Consider the following 21,637-nt stretch of genomic DNA (forward strand, 5'->3'; position numbering starts at 1 on the left):
AAAGTCTTTATAGTAATAAGATTCCCAGGCAAAGAAACTCACTTGGTCAACAAGTATATCTGAGTAACTTGATGTGAAATTAATAACATCAGGACTCCCATTATTATAATTCAACGTTACGGTGTCAGACCATACTTGCGCTTTGATTATATTATAATAATTGTAAAGAATTCCGACACATTATATGGACAAAGTTAGTTTTGGCAGGATTAGATTAGTTGTTGTTTTAAGATGTTATAGCGTTTTATGTAAAATTTGAAAATTGTAAAGTATTCCGACAGTATTTAAATAGAATCAAAAAAGAGATCTTCATGAAATAGTTGCCACTTCGGTTAAGCAAGATTCAAAGCCTATAGTCTGTAGCCTGTAGCAATATCAATACAATCTATAATCTATTGATATATCGTAATAAAAATTTATACCTTCAGGCTTGCTTTTGCTGAAATAACGATAAATAATGTTGTTGAATTATATTTTCAATATTATTTACTCTTAAAACACAGTTCAACAACCGTCGGTATTCTTTACAGTTTTGCAAACATGATATAAATGTCATAACTGTTTATATTTATTATAGCATTTATTCATAACTTAAGAATATTCAATATAAACTGACGGATTTATTTACAATATAGCCTGCTGAAGTCAGTTGCAAACAGACTTTTCAGGCGTTTTTCGTAATCAGCCCTAAAAACAACACAAAAAAAGAAGGTGTTAAAATAGATAAGCTCCTCTAACACAGTGAAAAGTGCAGCGTCGGAAATGGCGTTGCACTTTTTTTTGAGAAATTATAAAAAATAAGCATTTGTAACATATTGCTGAAGCATTCTCTGTGTATTAAAAAAAGAACCGTTAAGGGCAATTGCATGCCGCATATCATAATTTGGAAGGTAGCTGATTTTAATTTCATTTTTCAATTTTTCCTTTATATCCAGAATCCGCTTGATGATTTCCTTACCCTCCTGATCTCTTGGATGGGCTTTGCCTGCAAAAACCAATTGCAATGGCCCTGCGTTTCCGGAAATATTTTTCAACCGTTCAATATCATTAAATATGAGGTCTGCCCTCTTGTAAGAGGTCATTCTCCTTGCAAAACATAGTGTAAGCAAATCCTTATCCGAAATTATCTGTTTGGACTCAGGGCCTATTTCGTTATTATGATCGGCAGATTTTACACATAAACAATCTTTCATATCTAAGAAATCCTGCCGATCCTGAAATACTTTTCTGAACAGCTCAAAAAAAAATTTATCATGGCCTGCCGGAACAGGAGTATGGGTAGTGAAAACACATTGGGTCTTGACTGCTTTAATATCCGATTCGCTTACAAAATTGCTACCGGCCTTTCCTGCTTCTTCATCCAACAATTCAAGCGATAGGAGGGCCGCATACCTTAATTCTTAATATCATTGTACCCAATAGCCCGAAGTATCCTTACCCCCCCTATTCCGAGAATAACTTCCTGGCAATAATTGCCTGCAAGATCCAAATCCAGCAAATAAACAGGAATTTCATATCCGCCAACTCCCGTTATTTCATATCTCAATGCTCGTATGAGCACTTTACGGTTTTTAATAGAAATGGATATTTCCGGCTCTTCTTCACTTAAAAAGTCATTAATAACCCATTCGGCAGGTTGCTCTTTCTGCCATCCGTTTTGATCTATTTTCTGAAAAACAAGTTATCCATTGACTTTGCGCCTGCTTTGAATTATTCTATCATTAAAAAACATACTAAATTCTTTTACTTGCCAAAGGTAATGAGATAACAATTAAGATGTCAAATCAACAAATCGATACCGCACAAATACACCGTGAAGGTATATATCTTGATTATTTTCAGTTCCAAGAGGCTCCCTTTTCCATTACTCCTGACCCTGGATTTCTTTTTCTTTCCACCACCCACCAGAGTGTAATTGAAAGAATCATATACGGCATCAAAAACCGCTTAGGTTTTATTCTTTTAACCGGTGAGGTAGGAACCGGCAAAACTACAATTTGCAGATCGGTTTTGGACAGGCTTGAAGGCAATGCTGAGACGGTTTATATAATAAATCCATCACTTTCAGGTATTGAAATCCTGGCCACAATCTTAGATGATTTAGGTGTCACATATTCTGCCCGTACAGGGAAAAAAGAACTGATGGACAGCCTGAATTCTTTTCTTCTTGCAAGCGACCGTACAAAACCAGTTGTTATAATTATAGACGACGCTCAGACTATGCCGATAGAAGCGCTGGAAGATTTGCGCTTGCTGTCCAACCTTGAAACAGATAAGGAAAAACTGCTTCAAATGGTTATTGCAGGTCAACCTGAACTGCTTGCCACCATTTCAAAGCCTGAATTAAGACAGTTACGCCAAAGGATTGCTATAAGCTGTAATCTGGATTATCTGAAAAAAGAAGAAATGCCGGGCTATATTGAAAGAAGGCTTTTTATTGCGGGAAACAAAGGACAGGTCCGTTTCACTTCTTCAGCCACAGATGTAATCTATAAAGCATCTTCGGGTATCCCGCGCCTTATCAACAGAATTTGCGACTATTCCCTGATTGCCTGCTATTTATCAAACAATTACACAATAACTAAACAACATGTCAAACAAGCTCTTAAGGAAATAGGAAATACCGAATATGTCCAAAAAAGAAACTTAGTTTTCAAAAAACCAAATTATCTTTATGCAATTGCCGGTATTTTAATAGTGATTGCCTTTTTTGCCGTATATACAAGATTTTTAATATATGAAAATACTGAAAATTCCGAACCGGGTAAAACGGCCAAGCTTGCTTCCATACCTGTTCCCGCAATCAAAAATACAATTGCAAAGCAAGCATTGAATCACAAAGCCGGCTTCATAGAAAAAGAAGGCGAAGAAGTTTCATATACCATACTGCTTGCCTCGCATCGCTTTTCAAAAAGGGTGTCTGAAGAAGCATCGCTTTTTAGAAATAAAGGCATTGATTCTCACTGGGTGGAAGTAGATTTAGGTAATAGCGGAATCTGGCACAGACATTTTACCGGACGTTTTGACAACAAAGCTGCTGCACAAAATTATATCAATGAATATGGCCTTGCCGATGTACTGATTCTAAGAGCGCCATGGTCAATTCAGGTATATGAAGAGAAATCTCCTGAAGCAATGAAAGGAATAATAAATAATCTTAAAGCCAACCTGTATGACGGTTATATCCAGAAAATGGAAAACGGCGGTTACCGGTTGCTTATAGGAGCTTTTGTCACAAGAAAAGGAGCAGAATATGCTGCTGGCAAAATTGCTGTTTCCGATTTATCTCCTGTAGTTGTACTTCGATAATTAAAGCAATCATCAAAAGATACTGGGGGAAAAGATGAGCCTGCTTAATGCAGCCTTAAGAAAAAAAGACAAAGAAAATAAGCGTCAAAATACTCCGCCACCTTTATTTAATAAAAGTGAGAAAATTCAATCAAAAACAAAGTATTTGATTTATGGATTAATTGCGTGTCTTGTAATAGCCATAGGCATTGCAATCCCATATTTAGCCAATATGTTTTTGCCCAAAAAACCAAACTCCCCCCTGCCCCGGCCTCAGGATATTGTAATTGAAAAACAGGAGGCCAACGTTATGGATGCCGATTCTTTTCAGTCCAATAATATTTCACATATGCAAGACTCGAAAACAAATGAAACTATAACTAATTTGCCGGAAAAACCAACTTCTATTCTTCCTGAAAAAACAGTAGAAACTCCTGTTAAGAAAGAAGCAGAAATAAAATCGGAACAAATTATAAACCCCAAATTACCATCGAAACCCGTATTTAATAAACCCGCTGCAAAGAAAGCTTCAGCCGGATTTTCTCCAAATGAGAAACCTGTAAGCAGAAAACTTATAAAGCCGTTTTATGAAAAAGCTGTTCAATACCACATGCAAAAAAGGCTCAAAGAAGCTATAATGATGTACCGGCAGGTGCTTGATAAAGATCCTCATAACAGGGATGCACTGTTTAATCTTTCTTGTGCATACCTGGAACATCGCGAGCCTACTGCTGCTTTGCCGATTCTTAATGACTTATATGAAAATGACCCAAATAACCCGCTTGTTATTATTAATCTGGCCATAGCCCGTATAGAAACAGGCGAACCGGAAATTGCCATTTCCCTGCTTGACACTGCACAAAATATTTCAGGTATGCCCTTGTTTGACATCTATTTTCATAAAGCTGCGGCTTTTAGCAGTCTATGGCAATTAGATGAAGCAATGAGTTTTTATAAAATGGCTGAGAAAAAAGATCCGGGAAATAACAGGCTTATTTTCAACATGGCGGTACTTTATGACAAAATGGAAAACTATAATGAAGCACTCCGATATTATCTTATATTTCTTAAAAATAACGGCTGGGCGTCCAATATAGAAAAAGAATCCGTTGAAGAACGTGTTCAAATCTTAACCGTATTTATTGAAAAAAAACAGAATCAGATTCCTTAAAAGAACCGGGAACACTATCAAATGAAAAAGCTTGGCGATATATTACTGGAAATGGAGCTTATAGAACAAAGCCAACTCGAAACAGCGCTTGCAGAAACTACAAGAACCGGAAAAATGCTGGGAGATGTTTTGCTGAAAATGGGATTTGTAAGCGAAGAAAAAATGCAACTGGCTCTATCTGTTTTAAGCGGAACAAATATTTTGGACATATCGAACGTAGTTATTGATTACGCTTTGATCGAAAAAATTCCGGAATCTTTTGCTAAAACTCATAGCATATTTCCTTTTGCGCAGGATGGACAGATAATCAAAGTCGCCACATCCAATCCGTTTGATGTAATAGTCCGGGACAATCTTGAGCGGATTACAGGTAACAAGATAGAGTTTTATATTGCGCCTAAGGTCTGGGTTACAAATGCCATAAATCAGCACTATAAAACTGCATCCAAAATTGACGAAGAAATAGCCAGGATCATTGGTTTGGCATCCGCCAATAAGCTTCTGGACGAAAACAATAGTATTAAACTTGCTGATTTGCTTATAAAAAAAGGTATAGTTCTCAATTCAAGCGATATTCATGTAGTTTCAGACAAGGATATAGTTAAAATCTATTACCGTACAGATAATGAAATGCGCCAGGAATATACTTTCCCCAAATATTTCCGACAGGGATTAATTGCACGTTTTAAAATCTTAGGGAACATAAATATCGAAAAATCCGATCTTCCTCTTGAAGGCTGCATCAAGTTTTCCGGCAAAGAAGGCGGCATAAATATCTGTATATCGACCTCACCCGCACAAACTGCCGATAAAGCCATGGCAAAAAAGCGAATAGGCGATATTTTGCTTGAGATGGGTTTTATAGGAAATGACCAGCTTGAAATGGCGCTCATGGAAGCAAAAAGAACCGGGGTAATGCTGGGAAGTGTATTGGTTCGCCTCGACTGGATAGGCGAAGAGCAAATGCAAATGGCCCTTGCTGTTCAAAGCGGCGCTAAAATTGTGGATATATCAAGCGTAAAAATTAATTTTGATCTGATAGCAAGTATTCCTGAAAAGTTTGTTACTACCAATAATATATTCCCGTTCGCCAAAGACGGTCAAATCATCAAGATTGCCACATCCAACCCTTTTGATGTGATAGTAAATGATAATCTGGGAAGAATAACAAACTGCCGGGTTGAATCTTACATAGCACCCAAAGAATGGATTAGAAATTCAATTGAATTGTATTACAAAGTAGCGGCTATAATTGATGAAGAAATCGATACTATAATCAGATCCAGCATTACGGATGCCGGGTTTGATGAAAATCAGACTATAAAACTTGCTGATCTTATTATTGAAAAAGGAAGGGTTCTAAATGCCAGCGATATACACGTTGTCGCAGATACCAATCTGGTTAGAATCTATTACCGTGTAGATGGAGTGTTACACCAGAAATATCTTTTCCCCAAGCAATTTCAACAGAGCCTGGTTACGCGTTTTAAAATTATGGGAGATATGGATATATCAAATCCAAACATCCCGCTTGACGGCCGGTTCAGATTTTCCGGCAAAGGCGAAGATATCAATATCCGTATTTCCACTTTTCCCACACACCTTGGTGAAACGGTTGTTATGAGGCTTTTAATATACAGCGGAATCGTGGGAAATCTGGAAAGGCTAGGCTTTGAAAAGGAGGAACGGGAGCGCTTCACAAAGGGTATTCATCGCCCCTACGGTTTGATACTTGTTACCGGCCCTACGGGTTCAGGCAAAACTACAACTTTATATTCAGCTCTGATGACCATCAACAGTCCACATATTAATGTTATGACTGTTGAAGATCCGATTGAATATGTTATTCCAACAATAAGACAGACTGCCGTTAATCCCAAAGCCGGGCTCACCTTCGCAAGCGCGATTCGTTCGGCAATGCGTCAGGACCCTGATGTTATACTTGTAGGTGAGATCAGAGATCAGGAAACAGCAGAGCTTGCCATTCGGGCATCGATTACCGGGCATCTTGTTTTATCAACTTTGCATACAAATGATGCGGCATCTGCAATAAACAGGCTGGTCGACCTTGGCGTAAATCCAAATATGCTGGCATCATCCTTATCCATGATAGCAGCACAAAGACTTCTTCGAAAGTTATGCCCACAATGTGCTGCTGCTACAATTACTAAAAAAGAAGATAAGGAAATTTTCATCAAAAACGGCCTTGAACCTCCCGCAGAAATGCTCAAAGCCGTTGGATGTGATGCCTGTAACAACTCAGGATATAGCGGCAGGATAGCTGTTTATGAGATCATAATAATAAACCGTGAGATCATAGAACTCATATTTTCAGGAGCAACCCAGAGCGCAATAGAAGACGCAGCTGTTAAATCCGGAACCAGCTTGCTGTTCAAACAGGCATTAAGAAAAGTTCATTACAGAATAACATCGTTAGAAGAAGTACTGCGCGTGGTGGCATATGCCTGAGTTTAAATACAAAGCGGTTGACGACAAAGGAAAGCTGCTAAAAGGCACTCTGTTTGCGGCTTCCGATAAAGAACTTGAAAATCGATTAAAAGAAACCGGACTTACGCTTGTTGAGAGTCACAGCAAAACAGTAGGCGCCGGCGCCGACACATTGTTTTCAGGGTCTATCAAGCCGCGCGTATTAATAGAATTCTATTACCGGCTTTCACAAACTTTAGAACTCGGTTTTCCCGTAATTTCGGCTCTTGAGGAAAATGAAAAAATTATTCCAAGCAGAGCCCTGCGCAAAATAATCAACGAATTAAAGTCAGCAATAGAAGGCGGCATCTCTATAAATGAAGCCATGAGCCGTTTTCCGAAAGTGTTTCAAAAGCTTGATATTGGCATCATTCGCATGGGAGAACTATCCGGAACACTGCCTAACAGCATTAAAAGACTGGCTGAATTTCTGGAATGGAAAGAAGATATCAGCTCAACCATAAAGCGGGCCACAATCTATCCAACTTTTATCATCCTTGCCCTTTTTGGAGTAATCGCTGTGTGGGTAGGCTATGTACTGCCCAAAATGGCTGGCCTGCTTAAAGAAATGGGTGTTCCTCTGCCGGCGGTAACCCGAGCTATGCTTACTATAAGTAAGTTTACGAATGAGAACTGGCTTTATATCCTCATTTTTCTTGCCCTTTTTATAATTATGTTTCTGGCCTTCGGTAAAACAAAGCAGGGAAAGCTTTTGATTCATCAATATCTGCTGAAAATCCCTGTTTTCGGACTTGTCGCTTCCAATATCGTCATGGCCAGACTGAGCCAGAATTTCGCTACAATGTATTCTGCAGGCATGAACCTAAACAATATTTTCGAGACTCTAACAGACAATATTCTTGGTAATCTTTATCTTGAAGGGCGTCTTAAGAAAGCTTACGAGAATATTCAGAAAGGATTCTCAATTGCCGATGGCTTTGACAGGGCCGGAGGATTTCCTCCGCTTTTACTTGGTTCTATAAGAAACGGGGAAACCACAGGAACACTTGATGTGGCTTTTACAAGGCTTGGAAATTATTTTAACATCGAAGTCAAACGGTCTGTTCAAACTTTGGTAAACCTGATGGAACCGCTATCTATCGTATTCTTGGGCGGTATATTCGGTCTTATCGCCATTTCTATTATGCTGCCTTTATATGATGTCATAAGCCAGTTCAAGTAAAAAGTCGGTAAGTGTTATGTTTTAGGTGTTAAGTAACCGTTCGAACGTTTCAAACAAAAAAGATCCATCAGAACACATTGAGAGTATATGACCGGGATACTGAGCTGCCGGTGGCATCGGTTGCGGTGATAGTCACAGAAGGAGAATCTGGTGTGGTCGGAGTACCGGACAAAGTGCCGGAATTGGAATCGATGAGGTTAAGGCCTGTGGGCAACCCAGTGGCACTCCATACATAGGGCGGCACGCCGCCATCTGCATACAACCTTACATTGTTATAAGGTGTTCCTGAAACAGCATCCGGCAGTTCATTATTGAGTATTTTAAGCACACCAGTGGTAAAGCCAAAGCAGCCGGCCTGATTTTTCAAATCCTCAAGGGATATAAAACGCACAATATCAGCGGTTCCAGAAGCAACGGTTCCTGCAAAAGCTCCTGAAGCGGAAGGTGCAGTATTAACTGTAAGATCTTCTGCACCACTTACAATAATAAAAGCAGTATTATTTGCACCATATGACAAGGCTGTGTTCTGACGGCCGCATATGCCACCTGTGGTGGAATTAGTCAGGTTGTCGTCATAGATATAAACAAGAGGCCTGCCCCAGTCATCAACAGCGCTTGGTATGATTGAAGGAAAAGTTGCCGCATCAGGTAGCTGACCGTTTTGAACAGACCAGGAAATCACCGACTGCATTGCAGCTGTAAGAATTTCTCCTGTCCGGTCGTATTTTGCCTTTATAACTCTTGGCCCTATCATGGTTATTCCTGCACCAATCAGGGCGCTTACAACAAGAATGGCCGCAATCAGAAAAAACAGTGCGAAACCTTTACTATCAGATTTTTTCATTTCCCGTTATCCCTGACTCACCCTTTCTAATTATTACCCTTCACCTTATGGAGTTTGACCGCCACCTACGCCACCTCCTATTCCACCGGAACCAGTTCTACCGCCACCAACGCCACCTCCTATTCCGCCGCCGGAACCACCGCCACCACCGCCACCTGAGCCACCTCCTCCTCCACCGCCGCTGGAGCCTCCGGTACTTGTGTCAGGATTGATGGTTATAACAAAGCTTTTCAATGCTATATTATCATTAGTACCTGCAGAATCGTTATTATCCCTTACCTGTACCGTAACCATATAAGCACCACTTGCAGAAGGCGTACCTGAGATTGTTGCAGTAGTTGCTGTGGAGGCAAATAAAAGACCGGGAGCAGGAGGTGCCGCAGTAAGAAGACTCCATGTATATGGGGAAACGCCACCATCTGCATAAAGAACAACACTGTTGTATAAAGAGCTTTCTGTACCGGACGGCAGGTCATTATTTATTATCCGAAGTGGCGGCCCCTGGCATCCGGTTTTTACTTTAAGTTCATTTAACGTTACCCATTGCACAAGATCGTCATATTCTTCGGCTCTGTTCAGCCTGTTTGAAGCCGCATCGTAATTAGGGCAATCTACTCCGCCCGTACAATCATCTATGTTGGGTTGACCCGTTTGATAAACTCCGATACAAGTTTGTCCTGTAGGACAACCGGCAGTTATAATACCTGTCTGAGGGTTTGCATTTTCCGAACCTGTTGCCACAACAAAAGCGACATTGGAAACCCTGCTTGCACAGGCCGGATCACGACATACGGTAAGGTTTGTGGATCTGCGCCCGCAGATAGAACCAACTGTTTGAAGCTGATTGGCGCCATCTGCCGGAAAATAATATATTGGCTGAGTAAAAGAGTCTCTTTGATTTGTTATAACCTCGCAAACCTCGTCAACAGTGGCATCCGGGAGATTATTTCCCCAAATAGGCAACCTTGCGTTTACAGCAGCAAAACCGACAATAGATTCAGAAGCAGCTTTTAGAATATCCTTGCTTTCGGTACGTTTGGCTCTTACTGTGAGGGATACTACCAGGGAGGCTCCAAATCCTATGATCGTTCCTATAATGATCATAACAATAGCTATTTCGATAATGGTAAAGCCTTTCTGACCTGACGGCATTTGTGCCCCCTTTTTTTATCTGTAACTTGAGCATTAATGCAAAACGAAAAACAGTAGAGCCGGTTTCAAAACGTTTCAGTTTGGTCAAGCTCAAGGCGGGTGAAAATTTTAACCGCAGGAATACATGGCGTATTTCGAGGATTAAAATTTGAGCCCAACGCAGAGATCGGCCCAAATGGGACGTTTTGCAATTGGCTCAGTATAAAGTCATTACCGCTGCATAACAACGGCAATGACTTTATTTATGTAATAGTACTTCTTCCATTATTTTAAGCTATAACGGCAGATACAATATGTCTATTGGGCTATTGGCTTCGGTATATGCTTCGTTTGAAACGATCTGGCCGGTATTCCATATTCCGTTATCGTATTTTGTGTCTATTTCCAGAGCAACATCCCAGGGAAGGTTAAGAAATTCAATATAATGATCTACTCCTGCTGCACCGGGAGGATCCACCCAAACAAGAATAGTATCACCTCCAAATGCGTTTTTAGGATATGAAATGGTTGTAGTATAATTTCCCGAAATCAATTTTGAGCGCATTAAATCCAGAAACACATTGGTTTGATCAGCGGCCTCAATCTGCCCATTTCCATTTCCGTTATAATTATCTCCTGCTGGAACACCCGCAAGACTTTCATCTCCGGGATATTGGCCATATTTATCATAAAAACCCATGGTCGCTGCACGAATCTCATCGGCAAGCTTGACTACCCTTTTTACTTTGGCGTTTTGTATCATTGACTGGCCTTTCAGCACTCCGCCTATCAGCAAACCAATAATAACAAGCACGATTGCAATTTCAACCAATGTAAAACCTTTCTGATTACCGTTTAACCTTAGCTTCTGCATTTATCCCCCTCCTCTTGTTGATTGTTAAATGTTAGTTGTTTATCAGATTTTCTTAATATATGGCGTAATAAAAATTACCAGTTCCTGGTTGTCCTTAAGATTTTTCATGCTACGAAATAAATTTTTTAAATATGGAATAGAGCCAAGCCCTGGAAGACCTACATCATCCAGTTGCTTTATCTGACTGATAAGGCCCGCCAGAACAACTGTATTGCCTTCTCTTACTCTTACTGTTGTAGAAAGTTCGCGAAGATCTATAATAGGATTGGAAATGCTTTGCACCTCCGTGGCTCCTGTTGGAATCTCAACGCGCTCGGTTCCCTGTATCCTTGTGATTGTGGGAACTATATGAAGAGTAATAATGCCGTCTTTTGATATTTGTGGAGTAAGTCCGAGCTGCAAACCTAAAATTGCCCGTTTTATTTTAGCGCCGATTGTTAATGTATTTGTTTCCTGGTCTCTATCTACACTGTCGATATCGCCATAGGGAAACTGATACCCAACAGTGAGCACTGCCGACTGATGATTAAGCACTGAGATGTGAGGGTTTGATATAACCGTAACATCCCCCTGGGTTTTTAGAAAATCCAGAACGCCGGCAAACTGTGACTGGGTTGATAGAAACAGTCTGCTGCTGCCGTTAACTGATAAATCAAAGACATCCGGCAGATTTTTATTAATAATCCCGCCGCCGTTTGCCGTAAATCCAAGAGAGAATTTAGACCAGTCCAGTCCATAACGACTGTCATCAGACAGATGAACTTCTAATATCTTTGCCTCAATAAAAACCTGGCGATGCAAGGATTCTGATAACGAATCAAGCAAATTTACCATAGCAGTAATTTTGTCAGGTGTATCAAGCATATAAATTATACCTGCATTAGGATTGATTTTTAGAATCCCAGCTTCTGATTTGATTCCTTCAAGTATTGCAGAAATACTTGCCCAGACATCTGTGCTTTTACCTTCCCGCTTGGCTTTGACCTGGTATTTACCTTTTACTCCAGCACCTTCCACACCAGAGGCCAGCATGTCACCACCAACATCTATGTCGGTTTCGCCCACCATATCAAGGTAGTCCATTTGATATATATATTCTTTGAACCGGCATACATTCAATACGCCATCTTTAATACTCCATGTATATCCCGCCCCTTTTTCAACTATCATATCAAGTGCTTCTTCCATAGTCACATTTTTTAACCTGACTGTAACAAGCTTTGAAAGATCAACATCCGAATCTACGGACATATTAATATCCGCCTCGGTTGCGATAGTGGCTATGGCTTCGCCCAGTTTGGCCTGATCCAAAACCATGGAAAAAAGCTTGATGTCTTTTTCGAGCCCTTTTGAAACAGGCAGATATGTTTCGGAAAAAGGCGGTGGGCCCGGAAGTTGAGATATCTTTTCCCGCTCTAAAATTTTAGCCGGATTATCGATATTTTCAAGAGCCGGCGTAGTAACTGGCCTGACTTCCTGTATGGCGGCACATCCTGCAAAAAGCAGGATAGTGCATATAATAAACAACAAACTATACCGGGAGAAAATACGGAGCATAATCACCTCGATTCGGCCCCTGCGGGCTTTTGTTTCCCAGCAAGGGAAAAATAGACTTCAGGCGCAGGGATAAATTTTGTCTCCCCGTTTTTAGATAGTAAAACTCCCTTAGCCGTTATATTTTTTATGGTAAAATTCATAATCTTATCGTTTTCATACAGTCTTTTACCTTCCATAAGTGCAATAAATTTTGATTTTTCTCCAAGTCCTGCAACCTGAAGTATTCCGGCAAGATTCGGAATGTCAGCTAACTTCTGATCTTCAGTTGGCTGAGTACTTGCTGTCAATTGTATATTTTCAGGCTTTGCCTTACGTCCCATTTTGGCAACAGCAATTATTGCTTCCGCACTTTTAATCAGATCATCTACCGTCTGATCCTGCATTTGTTTATACTGTTGCCATTTATTGCCTGCCATTTTAAATTCTTCGGATTTTTGTGCTATTGGAGATCCGATAAGTTCCGTAAGCAAATAGATATTTATGGCAACAACTATAACGGCCGCAATTATAAAACCATCAATTATCAATCGTTTTTTTGAGCCGATTTGTATCATATATAATTCTATTCGCTATTTGCCGATTTAATCCTGTATCTGAAAAAAAAGGACCCGTTTAAAACAGTCATGTTGGATACAGGATTCATAGTTATTTTTAAATTTTTAGGTTTCAAAAACGGCAAGTCGTTTTTAACCGATTTAAACCATTTATAAATATCTTCATAATTTCCTTCAAATGATAAATCAACCGGCACATAACCGTCTGACTCGCTAGCATGCTGCTTTCCAATTTTAAGATTTTCAAGATGATACTTAGATGATAGCTTCTTAAGGCGGTCGTCAATTGCCAAAAGGCCCAGATCAACAGATTCTACGTCAAAAAACAGCTTCTCACCTTCTGTTATGATGAAATTGATATTTTTTGAATTCTGCTGCCAGAACTCTTTATCCATACGCAGGCTTTCAATCTTTTCGGATTGATATTTCAAACTCTTGATCTCAGATGCATTATAAAATGTCAGAACAATAACTGCAAGCCATAAAGCACCTGTTATAATCCATTTATTTCTCATATTATTTCAAGTCCAGCTGAATTTGAAATTTATACCCGGAAGAGCTGAAATCGCCACCACCTTGCTCTATATCAAAGACAATATCTCCTATTACAGCAGGCCTCTTCAGTTCAAGATTGCGCGTCAGGCTATAAACCATTGCAGACAGAACTGGTTTGATACCATCAGGATTTTCTGTTCTTACCTGGCCTTTCATTACAACCTGAAAAGGAGGTTCAAGATTGAAAGTCAGCTCTTCCATTGTTACAGTTTCGGGAAGGCTAAGAGCAATTCCTCCAAGTATAGATGCAGGATCAGGGCGCTGCATCTCATTTGTAATCAGATCAATAGTATTATTATATTCTTCGATAACCTGACGATTGGCCATCATATCATTTGTAAGTCCTGACATCACTGATTTGGAATTACTTCCTGATAAATAATTTAAGAAGAAAGCCTCAAATCCTAAAAGAAAAATAAGAAGCACCCCGGTAATAATCCCGGCCCAAATAACGGATTGCCAGGCTTTTTCCATAACAACAAGGCGGTGACTGATAGCAGGCACTGCTTTCTGATCGATATCGGCCAAAGTAAATGCCGATAATGGTGGTGGCATGAAATCTTTTCCTTTAGCTTCAACAGCATCTTTCCGGTCACTCTCAATCCGGATAATATCTTTTCCAAGTCTTTCTGAAAGTTCGGTCTCATTTATATGTATGGAAGATACAAAAAAGAACTTGTTGATCTCAGATTTCGCTTTTTGTGAAAAAAGACGAAGGGACTGGCTTATTTCAAAGGATAGAATTTCAAGCTTTTCACTGCCTGCTTCTTCAGATTCGGGTAACATAATACTTCTTGAAAAAAGAAAATCCCCATTTAAATAAAAGTACAGATAACATTCTTCAGATAATACATGTATAAGACAAAAATTTTCAGAAGATGCATTGTCAAGCAGCTTGCCTATTTTATGCTGCCATATAAAGGCCGGAATAGTAACACGGTCAGGGCATATGTCCGCATCTTTAAGATGATTGTACAAATTAAATACAAGAGGATCATGCAGGAAAAAAGTATAAATACTTCCGGCAGACTGGCCGCTTTTTGAATAAGTATAATTATAGAAATCTGTTACATCCAAAACAGCGGGAAAGGACTCTGAAAGTTTTCTTTTGATAAAAGCAGATACAATTGATTTTTTACCTGTAGCAAATGGATAAGTTTCAATACCGGCAACATAGTCAGGCATCACCAGCAAAGGATTTTTTACCTTTTTTGCTTCCTCGAAAATATTGCCGGAAAATTCGTCCGGCAAATACTCTTCTTTAATTGGTATTGTGCCGATAACCCTGCCGTCAATATCCTTTCGACCATAAAGTACAAATTGCAATTCACTGTTATGGGCAATTATTATCAGCTTATTATTGTTTTTCATACTATAAAGTTTCGGCATGTTTTAACTTTTTCTTAAGTATTATATTCAGATATTATTTTTTTACTATCCCTTGAATAACACCTGAATCATTGGGTGTTTGAATCGGAAGACGGCGGAGTTTCTCAACTCCTGCTGCTGCAAGCATATCCATAATCTGTTTTTCAGAATAGGACTGGCCGTTTTGTGTACCAAGAAGCATATTAAGAGAGAAAAGAGCCGGAAACATCGGACCGTTCATATCATTATTTAAAATAAATTCGTGGATCAAAATCATGCCTTCCGGCTTTAGAACAGAAACGGCTTTTTGTATGATCTTTTGAGCATCCTGTGGGCCTTCGGCATGCAGAATGTGTGACAGCCATGCAACATCATAGGTGCCTGAAATATCTTTATTCACATAATCACCAGCCTGAAAGTCAATCCTGTCCGAAAGACCGAATTTTGCAACTGTTTCTTCGGCAAAAGGTCTGGTTGTGTTTTGATCATAAATAGTAGCAAGAAGTGATGGATTGTTTAAACAAAAATGAATTGCATATGTTCCAGGGCCACCGCCTAAGTCTAAAAGATGTTTTTTTTCTAAAAGATCAATTTTTCCAACTATTTGCGGTGCAAGGTTTGAGGCAAGATTAAACATGCCCATAAGAAAATTTTCCCGTACTTCTGCATTATCATAAGAAGCTCTGCTACGCACAGCTTTTCCGGTTTTAACACCCTTATCCAGCTCGTTCCAGGATGCCATAAGATGATGATGATGCATTATAATATATCCGAGGTATTGCGGGGATTCTTTTACAAGATAAGATTTGGAAAAGTCCGAGTTTAAAAAGCACTCATTTTTTTTTATCAAGAGGCCCATGGCCGAAAGAGCATTAAGGAGCATAATCACTCCTCTATCATCACTACTTAGCTTATCGGCAATCTTTTGACCGGTAAGTGATTGATCACCTATAACGGTAAAAACGCCCAGCTTGACTCCTGAATGGAGTGCACAGGTCGCCCAATAACTGCCGGATATACCTAAAAGCTTACTCGGGTTCCATTCTTCTGTATTCATGCCATATCCCTTTTAGAAAATAATTGGCCTGGAAATAATACATTTTTGAAGACCAGTAAACACATCCATCATTAATAAAAATCAATTAATTATTTAATATTTTATACAATAATTTGATTTGAAAAGCAATTATAATTGATGGTCGTGTAAATAATCTTTCATAATTACTATTTTCGATTATCTGATAGAACCCGCTTTTGTATTCCTGAACTTAGTATAATGTCTGAAACACATTTAACAGGGTTAATGAAAAGATGTTTTTGAGAATATGCAATCTGGGGAATCATCATTATCTTGTCAATTGCAGCAGCACAAACTTTACCATGATCTGCTTTTCCATCAATACTTAAGGTAATATCAAGACAATCTTTACCATCACAGGTTGTAAGTGCTGCTGTATAATCTATAACATCCGGCAGGACAAAAAGCATTTCATCCAAAAAAGACATCATAACCGGCTTTCCCGAAGATAGATAAACTATATTGTTTGTACGGCAGGCAATTTTATCCAATCGTTTTAAAACTGAACCACAAGGACATGGTTCGACAAGAAATTTTGATATATCACCTGTGCGGTAACGGATAAGAGGCATTGCCTCACGATTTAAAGTTGTTATCACAACTTCACCCGTCTCTCCATCAGGCAATATCTGTTCTGTTTTCGGATCTATAATTTCAATATAAAGATCTGCTTCGCGCATATGATGACCACATCGGGCATCACATTCCACTCCACCGCCATATCCCATCTCACTCATGCCATAATGGCTGTAAACTTCACAATTATATTGATTTGCCAATGTCTCAGATATTATGGATGGAACATAGTCGGTAGTTAAAAGTGCTTTCATCCTTTTATTTTTTAAATATTCTTCCCCTTTGCCGCATCGAAAAAGCGATAGAACCTGAACAGGTGTTCCCACAAGACATGTTATGTCATTTTTCAAAACAGCCTCTACAGTTTCTTTAGAATCTATAACAAAACCATGTATGATACTACTTACATTCATGCGAAGCAAAGCTCTTGAGAGAAGATCTCCGACACTGTCCGGCCTTTCGCCTGGCAAAAGGATCAAAACCCGGTCATCTTCATTAACCAGTGTTGACATACCGTAATGAAAAAAATCAAGGGTGTGTTCCAGATCTTCTTTTGTGAAAAAAATTCGTTTGGCCAAACCTGTGGTAGCAGAGCTTTGTAATGTAACACAACGCTTTACCTCACTTTGCGAAACGCAGAGAAATTGCAGTGGATAGCTATGTAAATCATCGGAGATAGTAAATGGAAGGCTGGAAAAATCCTTTAAGGTTTTTACAGTATTGCTTTTAGAACCGGCCAGAAGCTTTTTATAGAAAGGACTATTTTTGCCGACACAAGAAAGGGTTTCTTTAATTTTCTCAAGTTGAAAAGCTTCAATAGTTGATCTTTTAAGCTGAGATGGATCTGCATTGCAAGATATCTTGTTTGAAATCCAGTTTTCCAAAGGAGTTATGGGAAGCATTATATTCCCCGATAGATGGGTTTGTTTTGGATATCCGTAAGATTGTAAGCACAAAAAGGTATAAGGCGGCCGTCATTTGATACAACGTGGATGCAGCAATCCTTAAGGCGCTCCAGGTCGAGATTCCAGACATCCTGAAAGGCCATGCCCGAAATGGAAAAAGATCGCGTACGTACAAATTCTAAAAAACCATCAATATCCAAATCGCACATTTCTTCTACCCTGCCCTGCCCTACTCTCACTGGCCTCTTCTCCCTGATTCCCGATCCCAGTCCTTCAATCCCTGAACCCTGAACCCTGAACCCTGAACCCTGCCCCTCCACCCCACTCCATTGTCTTGCTACGGAAGTTATTGACTGCCTTGCTCCTATATCGGCCCTTAAGGGCTTGTTGCAGCAAACACTGTTATCTGTTACCACCGGTTTTAATTGCTCTGAATTCATAACAAGAAATTTACCGTTAAATGAACAAAGAGCATTTTCACAGCCGGGAGGTTTGAAATCGGAGGCTTTTACCATACCATCGCTTTGAAATTCAAGAGCTGATAAAATTTCCGGGATAGTAATACGGTCATGATTTTCCACCTTTTTGGGATATCGTCCGAAATAGCTGACAGGCTGGAAATGAATGCCCCTTACCGCAGGATATTGTTTTAAAGCAAATTTAAGAATCGAGCCGATTTCATGAGTATTTACTCCCGGAACTATCATGGGAACCAATACAACACCAATCCCGGCTTTGGCACATCGATCTATCGCCAGAATTTTTTCAGCAAGCAATTTCCTTCCTCTTAAAGAAGCATATACTTCATCGCTTATTCCGTCGAACTGTAAAAAAACCGACGCAAGACCCGCTTCTTTAAGCCTTTTAGCATAATCTTTTTGTTCAGCCAGACGCAGGCCGTTTGTATTTAACTGAATAAACCCGAATCCTTTCCGTCTGCCCATTTCAATAATTTCCGGCAAGTCATCTCTTAATGTAGGCTCTCCACCGGAAAGCTGTATATTGCATGATGGAGCAGCCTCTTTTACCCGGCTAAACAGAAATTCTATAGTTTGAATATCGGGATCGGAAACTGACGATTTCTCAGAAGATGCAAAGCAGTATTTACAAGACAGGTTGCAGCGCTGTGTGATTTCAATAAGAGCTGTGCAGGTAATCTGCCTGTGTGAAACACATAAACCGCAGTCAAACGGACAACCTTTACTAATAGCGGCATAGCATACAGGAGGTTGAACAGGTATCTTGGGTCTCATCCATGTCTTGAAAGGCGGATTATTACGCCATATTACAACAGAAAATTTTCCGTGAACTTCACATTGTTTTTCAAAAAATACATCACAGCCATCCGTTACCCTGAATGCAGGTATTTTTTTAAGACAAACCGGACACAGACTTTCTGTTTGAGATAAAACCCGGTACTTTGAAATTTCACTATTTGACATATCAATACCTTCACACTCCCCTTAATCTCAAAGGAATAGATGCAGGCTCACCATTTCTACAACCCCCTTTATCCCCCTTTTCTAAGGGGGAATTTCTAAATAATGACCTCTTTTCTAAGGGGGAATTTCTAAATGATGACCTCTTTTCTAAGGGAAGATTTGAAATGGTTGATGCCCTCATCCGCTTATTCCCCCTTAACAAAGGGGGCCAGGGGGTTGTTCCACTATAAGAAGTATTTCCATAACTTTATTATATGTATCAACAAGGATACTGCTGCAGATATTCGGGTCAGGTTTGCTTGCTTTATCACCTATTATATCCTTGCACGAAATACCGTTGTATGAAGCACAGGCAGTTTGCTCAAACCATTCACGCAGCTCAGAATACATCAAATGCAATTTTTCGTTTTCCTTTTCGTTGTCTTCTCCTTTTGCCCCATACAAAGCAAGCATGCAGGCTGCGCCTGTAAAAACTCCGCAGACATTACCGCTTCCAGCCCCACCCATGCAAAGACCTGCCATTGCCCGAACAAGATCGGAATTTGTTTTGCCTTGTGCTTCCAATGCAAGGATAATCAACAACTGGCTGCAACAGTAACCGCGGCCTGCCAGCTGAAGTATTCTGAAAGCAATTTCATCTATCATTATGTACTTCTCCTTCGGAGAAAGGGGGCCAGGATTCAAGGATTCAAGGGTTCAAGAATTTAAAACTCTAAGATAAAAAGTTATCAGTTTACTTTGAACTATAACCAATTTTTACCAATGAAGATACTTCATGCCATATATGACAATATTGTCAAGTGTATTTCATAAATACTTTACGCTTTACTCAGGGGCGACTGATAACGCAACCCAACAACATTATCTTAAAGTCTATAGAAGGTAGGTTGTATACCGTTGGCAGTTGCCTTCCGCATGATGCTCCTGAGTCGCACCAAAATCAGTAGTTCCTCAATTTAGCTTTTTTCCGCTGAATAGTTACAGAAATTCTTGAAATTTTCAAAATAAGGCGTATGTTAATTGTAATGATATTGTCAGTACATAATCCACTATATGCAGGAGACAATTATGGCAAAAACAGCAATAATTCAAACCCGTATCGATCCAAAGATAAAACAAAATGCCCAAATAATACTGAATAAATTAAATATATCAATGTCAGAGGCTATTTCGATGTACCTTTCACAAATAACGCTACATAAAGGAATTCCTTTTGAAATAAAAATTCCTAATGATGTTACAGCTAAAACACTTAAAGACACCGAAAATGGGTATGAAGTTCATCAGGTTGATTCTATTGATAAATTATTTCAGGAGCTTGATAGTTGAACCTGCATTACACAACTCAATTCAAAAAGGACTACAGAAGGATTAAGAAACAAAATAAGGATATTGCCAGATTAAGGGCTGTCATATAAAAACTGGTTGAGGGGCAATTGTTGGAGCCAAAGTATAGAGACCACCGTTTATCCGGAAACCTGGAAGGCCATCGAGATTGCCATATAGAACCAGACTGGGTATTAATCTATCGAATCACAGCCGATGATTTGTTTTTAGAAAGAACCGGCTCACATTCTGAGCTATTCAAATAGTTTCAACTGTCTGTGGCACCACGAAGGCCAGCGCGCCTGTCATAGAGCCGCGATGTCCAGTATACATGCATATAAGACATTGAAAAAGCACGGACAATTGATGTTAAAGAGGTTCGCAAAAAATTTGTATGAGTTGGACCTCTTCAATGCCTACAGCTTTTATCCTAAAAACAGGAAAAGCAGGGCAAGACATCCTGCTTTTCCAATATATCCAAATAACTCAAATAACCAGATTACCCACGTCTCCGCCTTACATTTCTCTTTACCCCTACCAATCCAATCAGCCCGGAACCGAGGAGCCAGATAGCTCCAGGTATGGGCACAGCGGAGACTTCGCCGGGACGAACTGCCAAGGCATAGTCGCCGTACCACTTAGCAACGGTGCCCTGAAGGCCACCATAGTAAAAATTGAAGTACCAGGCAGAGAGAGAATCCTCCGTCGTACCCGACCAGTACTCGTTGGCCTGCAAATTATCAAACGGGCTCGTATCACCTAAAGGCCCAAAAGCTGGTTTTAATAATGACGTATAATAAAGATGCCCCATCTCAGACGTAGTTTGATTATAACCATACAGTGGATTGCTGCCGGCGCTTGGCAGCCGCCAATCGCCATCCCAGGAAAGGCTTATCCCTGGATTCAGGTTATAAGACAACACTCCCAAAGTGTTCAATTCGGATGCCCAATTTACCTGGTTCTGCCAGGTATTAGCAGATGATGTATAGTCCAGCCATACTAATCCCTGATCATCTTCATAGATAAGGTTATAAGAATTTCCAAGATAACTGGCTGTGCCGATAACTTCCAGACTATCCGCTGATGAGATTGATGCAAATACTAAAAGAATTACTCCCAATACCAATAACAACCTCAACTTTTGCATTTAATAATACCTCCCAATAAACTTTAAATTATATTGTTGATGGCACAGCAATATCAGTCCCAGCCACATCAGCTGCTTCCACCAGTTTCAGGCCAAATTGTTTAGCTCGGTTTTTCATGTTTTTTATTATTCTCTGTTTATATTGCATCTC

At 39.7% G+C, this 21,637-nt stretch carries 18 protein-coding genes and 1 pseudogene; 6 read left to right on the plus strand and 13 right to left on the minus strand.

The genetic code is table 11. The features are described 5' to 3' along the window. Window positions 1-788 precede the first annotated feature (788 nt). A complete protein-coding gene (locus KKC46_05925; GenBank protein ID MBU1053353.1) occupies window positions 789-1,193 on the minus strand; it encodes a glycogen/starch/alpha-glucan phosphorylase in 405 nt (134 codons plus the stop codon). A 583-nt stretch (window positions 1,194-1,776) separates the two neighbouring features. Here KKC46_05925 and KKC46_05930 point away from each other — a divergent pair. The 4 genes from KKC46_05930 to KKC46_05945 are packed head-to-tail and all read left to right on the plus strand — an operon-like array spanning window position 1,777 to window position 8,129. After that, window positions 1,777-3,309 (plus strand): AAA family ATPase, encoded by a 1,533-nt coding sequence (locus KKC46_05930; protein MBU1053354.1) that lies wholly within the window; start codon window positions 1,777-1,779, stop codon window positions 3,307-3,309. Between the two features lie 34 nt (window positions 3,310-3,343). Continuing rightward, a complete protein-coding gene (locus KKC46_05935) occupies window positions 3,344-4,459 on the plus strand; it encodes a tetratricopeptide repeat protein (protein ID MBU1053355.1) in 1,116 nt (371 codons plus the stop codon). A gap of 21 nt (window positions 4,460-4,480) precedes the next feature. Next, complete coding sequence (locus KKC46_05940) at window positions 4,481-6,928, plus strand: type II/IV secretion system protein (GenBank protein ID MBU1053356.1); 2,448 nt, start codon at window positions 4,481-4,483, stop codon at window positions 6,926-6,928. After that, complete coding sequence (locus KKC46_05945) at window positions 6,921-8,129, plus strand: type II secretion system F family protein (GenBank protein MBU1053357.1); 1,209 nt, start codon at window positions 6,921-6,923, stop codon at window positions 8,127-8,129. Before KKC46_05940 ends, KKC46_05945 begins: the two co-directional genes overlap by 8 nt. A gap of 67 nt (window positions 8,130-8,196) precedes the next feature. Here KKC46_05945 and KKC46_05950 read toward each other — a convergent pair whose 3' ends face one another. From KKC46_05950 to KKC46_06000, 11 genes are all read right to left on the minus strand, one after another. Beyond that, the gene (locus KKC46_05950) at window positions 8,197-8,973 is read right to left on the minus strand and encodes an Ig domain-containing protein (protein ID MBU1053358.1); all 777 of its coding nucleotides are present in this window, start codon (window positions 8,971-8,973) and stop codon (window positions 8,197-8,199) included. A gap of 45 nt (window positions 8,974-9,018) precedes the next feature. Next, the gene (locus KKC46_05955) at window positions 9,019-10,125 is read right to left on the minus strand and encodes a prepilin-type N-terminal cleavage/methylation domain-containing protein (protein ID MBU1053359.1); all 1,107 of its coding nucleotides are present in this window, start codon (window positions 10,123-10,125) and stop codon (window positions 9,019-9,021) included. Between the two features lie 274 nt (window positions 10,126-10,399). After that, a complete protein-coding gene (locus KKC46_05960) occupies window positions 10,400-10,978 on the minus strand; it encodes a prepilin-type N-terminal cleavage/methylation domain-containing protein (GenBank protein ID MBU1053360.1) in 579 nt (192 codons plus the stop codon). Window positions 10,979-11,020: 42 nt separating this feature from the next. Beyond that, entirely contained in the window at window positions 11,021-12,535 is a 1,515-nt protein-coding gene (locus KKC46_05965) for a hypothetical protein (protein MBU1053361.1), read from the minus strand. Between the two features lie 2 nt (window positions 12,536-12,537). Then, complete coding sequence (locus KKC46_05970) at window positions 12,538-13,089, minus strand: hypothetical protein (GenBank protein MBU1053362.1); 552 nt, start codon at window positions 13,087-13,089, stop codon at window positions 12,538-12,540. Window positions 13,090-13,097: 8 nt separating this feature from the next. Next, window positions 13,098-13,604 (minus strand): hypothetical protein, encoded by a 507-nt coding sequence (locus KKC46_05975; protein MBU1053363.1) that lies wholly within the window; start codon window positions 13,602-13,604, stop codon window positions 13,098-13,100. Between the two features lies 1 nt (window position 13,605). Further along, the gene (locus tag KKC46_05980; protein MBU1053364.1) at window positions 13,606-15,033 is read right to left on the minus strand and encodes a hypothetical protein; all 1,428 of its coding nucleotides are present in this window, start codon (window positions 15,031-15,033) and stop codon (window positions 13,606-13,608) included. 34 nt (window positions 15,034-15,067) lie between these two features. Further along, a complete protein-coding gene (locus KKC46_05985; GenBank protein MBU1053365.1) occupies window positions 15,068-16,069 on the minus strand; it encodes a methyltransferase in 1,002 nt (333 codons plus the stop codon). 167 nt (window positions 16,070-16,236) lie between these two features. After that, window positions 16,237-17,568 (minus strand): AMP-binding protein, encoded by a 1,332-nt coding sequence (locus tag KKC46_05990; protein ID MBU1053366.1) that lies wholly within the window; start codon window positions 17,566-17,568, stop codon window positions 16,237-16,239. Beyond that, complete coding sequence (locus KKC46_05995) at window positions 17,568-19,013, minus strand: radical SAM protein (protein ID MBU1053367.1); 1,446 nt, start codon at window positions 19,011-19,013, stop codon at window positions 17,568-17,570. The genes KKC46_05990 and KKC46_05995 overlap by 1 nt, the downstream gene beginning before the upstream one ends. Before the next feature lie 195 nt (window positions 19,014-19,208). Then, complete coding sequence (locus KKC46_06000) at window positions 19,209-19,655, minus strand: C-GCAxxG-C-C family protein (GenBank protein MBU1053368.1); 447 nt, start codon at window positions 19,653-19,655, stop codon at window positions 19,209-19,211. Between the two features lie 426 nt (window positions 19,656-20,081). Here KKC46_06000 and KKC46_06005 point away from each other — a divergent pair, with 426 nt between their 5' ends. Beyond that, window positions 20,082-20,342: a type II toxin-antitoxin system RelB/DinJ family antitoxin gene (locus KKC46_06005; protein ID MBU1053369.1), complete on the plus strand. Its 261-nt coding sequence runs from the start codon at window positions 20,082-20,084 to the stop codon at window positions 20,340-20,342. Continuing rightward, window positions 20,339-20,605: pseudogene (locus KKC46_06010) on the plus strand (type II toxin-antitoxin system YafQ family toxin). The gene KKC46_06005 and the pseudogene KKC46_06010 overlap by 4 nt, the downstream one beginning before the upstream one ends. A gap of 233 nt (window positions 20,606-20,838) precedes the next feature. Here the strand turns inward: KKC46_06010 and KKC46_06015 are convergent. After that, the gene (locus tag KKC46_06015; protein MBU1053370.1) at window positions 20,839-21,486 is read right to left on the minus strand and encodes a DUF1566 domain-containing protein; all 648 of its coding nucleotides are present in this window, start codon (window positions 21,484-21,486) and stop codon (window positions 20,839-20,841) included. Between the last annotated feature and the right edge of the window lie 151 nt (window positions 21,487-21,637).

It is taken from the genome of Pseudomonadota bacterium, from assembly GCA_018817425.1.
Classification (GTDB): Bacteria; Desulfobacterota; Desulfobacteria; order Desulfobacterales; family RPRI01; genus RPRI01.

Bases quoted from the DNA above. Each gene is read 5' to 3' on its own strand.
- KKC46_05970 (MBU1053362.1), bottom strand. From the start codon at position 13,089: ATGATACAAATCGGCTCAAAAAAACGATTGATAATTGATGGTTTTATA.
- KKC46_06015 (MBU1053370.1), bottom strand. From the start codon at position 21,486: ATGCAAAAGTTGAGGTTGTTATTGGTATTGGGAGTAATTCTTTTAGTA.
- KKC46_05925 (MBU1053353.1), bottom strand. From the start codon at position 1,193: ATGAAAGATTGTTTATGTGTAAAATCTGCCGATCATAATAACGAAATA.
- KKC46_05930 (MBU1053354.1), top strand. From the start codon at position 1,777: ATGTCAAATCAACAAATCGATACCGCACAAATACACCGTGAAGGTATA.
- KKC46_05940 (MBU1053356.1), top strand. From the start codon at position 4,481: ATGAAAAAGCTTGGCGATATATTACTGGAAATGGAGCTTATAGAACAA.
- KKC46_05975 (MBU1053363.1), bottom strand. From the start codon at position 13,604: ATGAGAAATAAATGGATTATAACAGGTGCTTTATGGCTTGCAGTTATT.
- KKC46_05965 (MBU1053361.1), bottom strand. From the start codon at position 12,535: ATGCTCCGTATTTTCTCCCGGTATAGTTTGTTGTTTATTATATGCACT.
- KKC46_05980 (MBU1053364.1), bottom strand. From the start codon at position 15,033: ATGCCGAAACTTTATAGTATGAAAAACAATAATAAGCTGATAATAATT.
- KKC46_06005 (MBU1053369.1), top strand. From the start codon at position 20,082: ATGGCAAAAACAGCAATAATTCAAACCCGTATCGATCCAAAGATAAAA.
- KKC46_05995 (MBU1053367.1), bottom strand. From the start codon at position 19,013: ATGTCAAATAGTGAAATTTCAAAGTACCGGGTTTTATCTCAAACAGAA.
- KKC46_05985 (MBU1053365.1), bottom strand. From the start codon at position 16,069: ATGAATACAGAAGAATGGAACCCGAGTAAGCTTTTAGGTATATCCGGC.
- KKC46_05990 (MBU1053366.1), bottom strand. From the start codon at position 17,568: ATGCTTCCCATAACTCCTTTGGAAAACTGGATTTCAAACAAGATATCT.
- KKC46_05955 (MBU1053359.1), bottom strand. From the start codon at position 10,125: ATGCCGTCAGGTCAGAAAGGCTTTACCATTATCGAAATAGCTATTGTT.
- KKC46_05945 (MBU1053357.1), top strand. From the start codon at position 6,921: ATGCCTGAGTTTAAATACAAAGCGGTTGACGACAAAGGAAAGCTGCTA.
- KKC46_05950 (MBU1053358.1), bottom strand. From the start codon at position 8,973: ATGAAAAAATCTGATAGTAAAGGTTTCGCACTGTTTTTTCTGATTGCG.
- KKC46_05960 (MBU1053360.1), bottom strand. From the start codon at position 10,978: ATGCAGAAGCTAAGGTTAAACGGTAATCAGAAAGGTTTTACATTGGTT.
- KKC46_05935 (MBU1053355.1), top strand. From the start codon at position 3,344: ATGAGCCTGCTTAATGCAGCCTTAAGAAAAAAAGACAAAGAAAATAAG.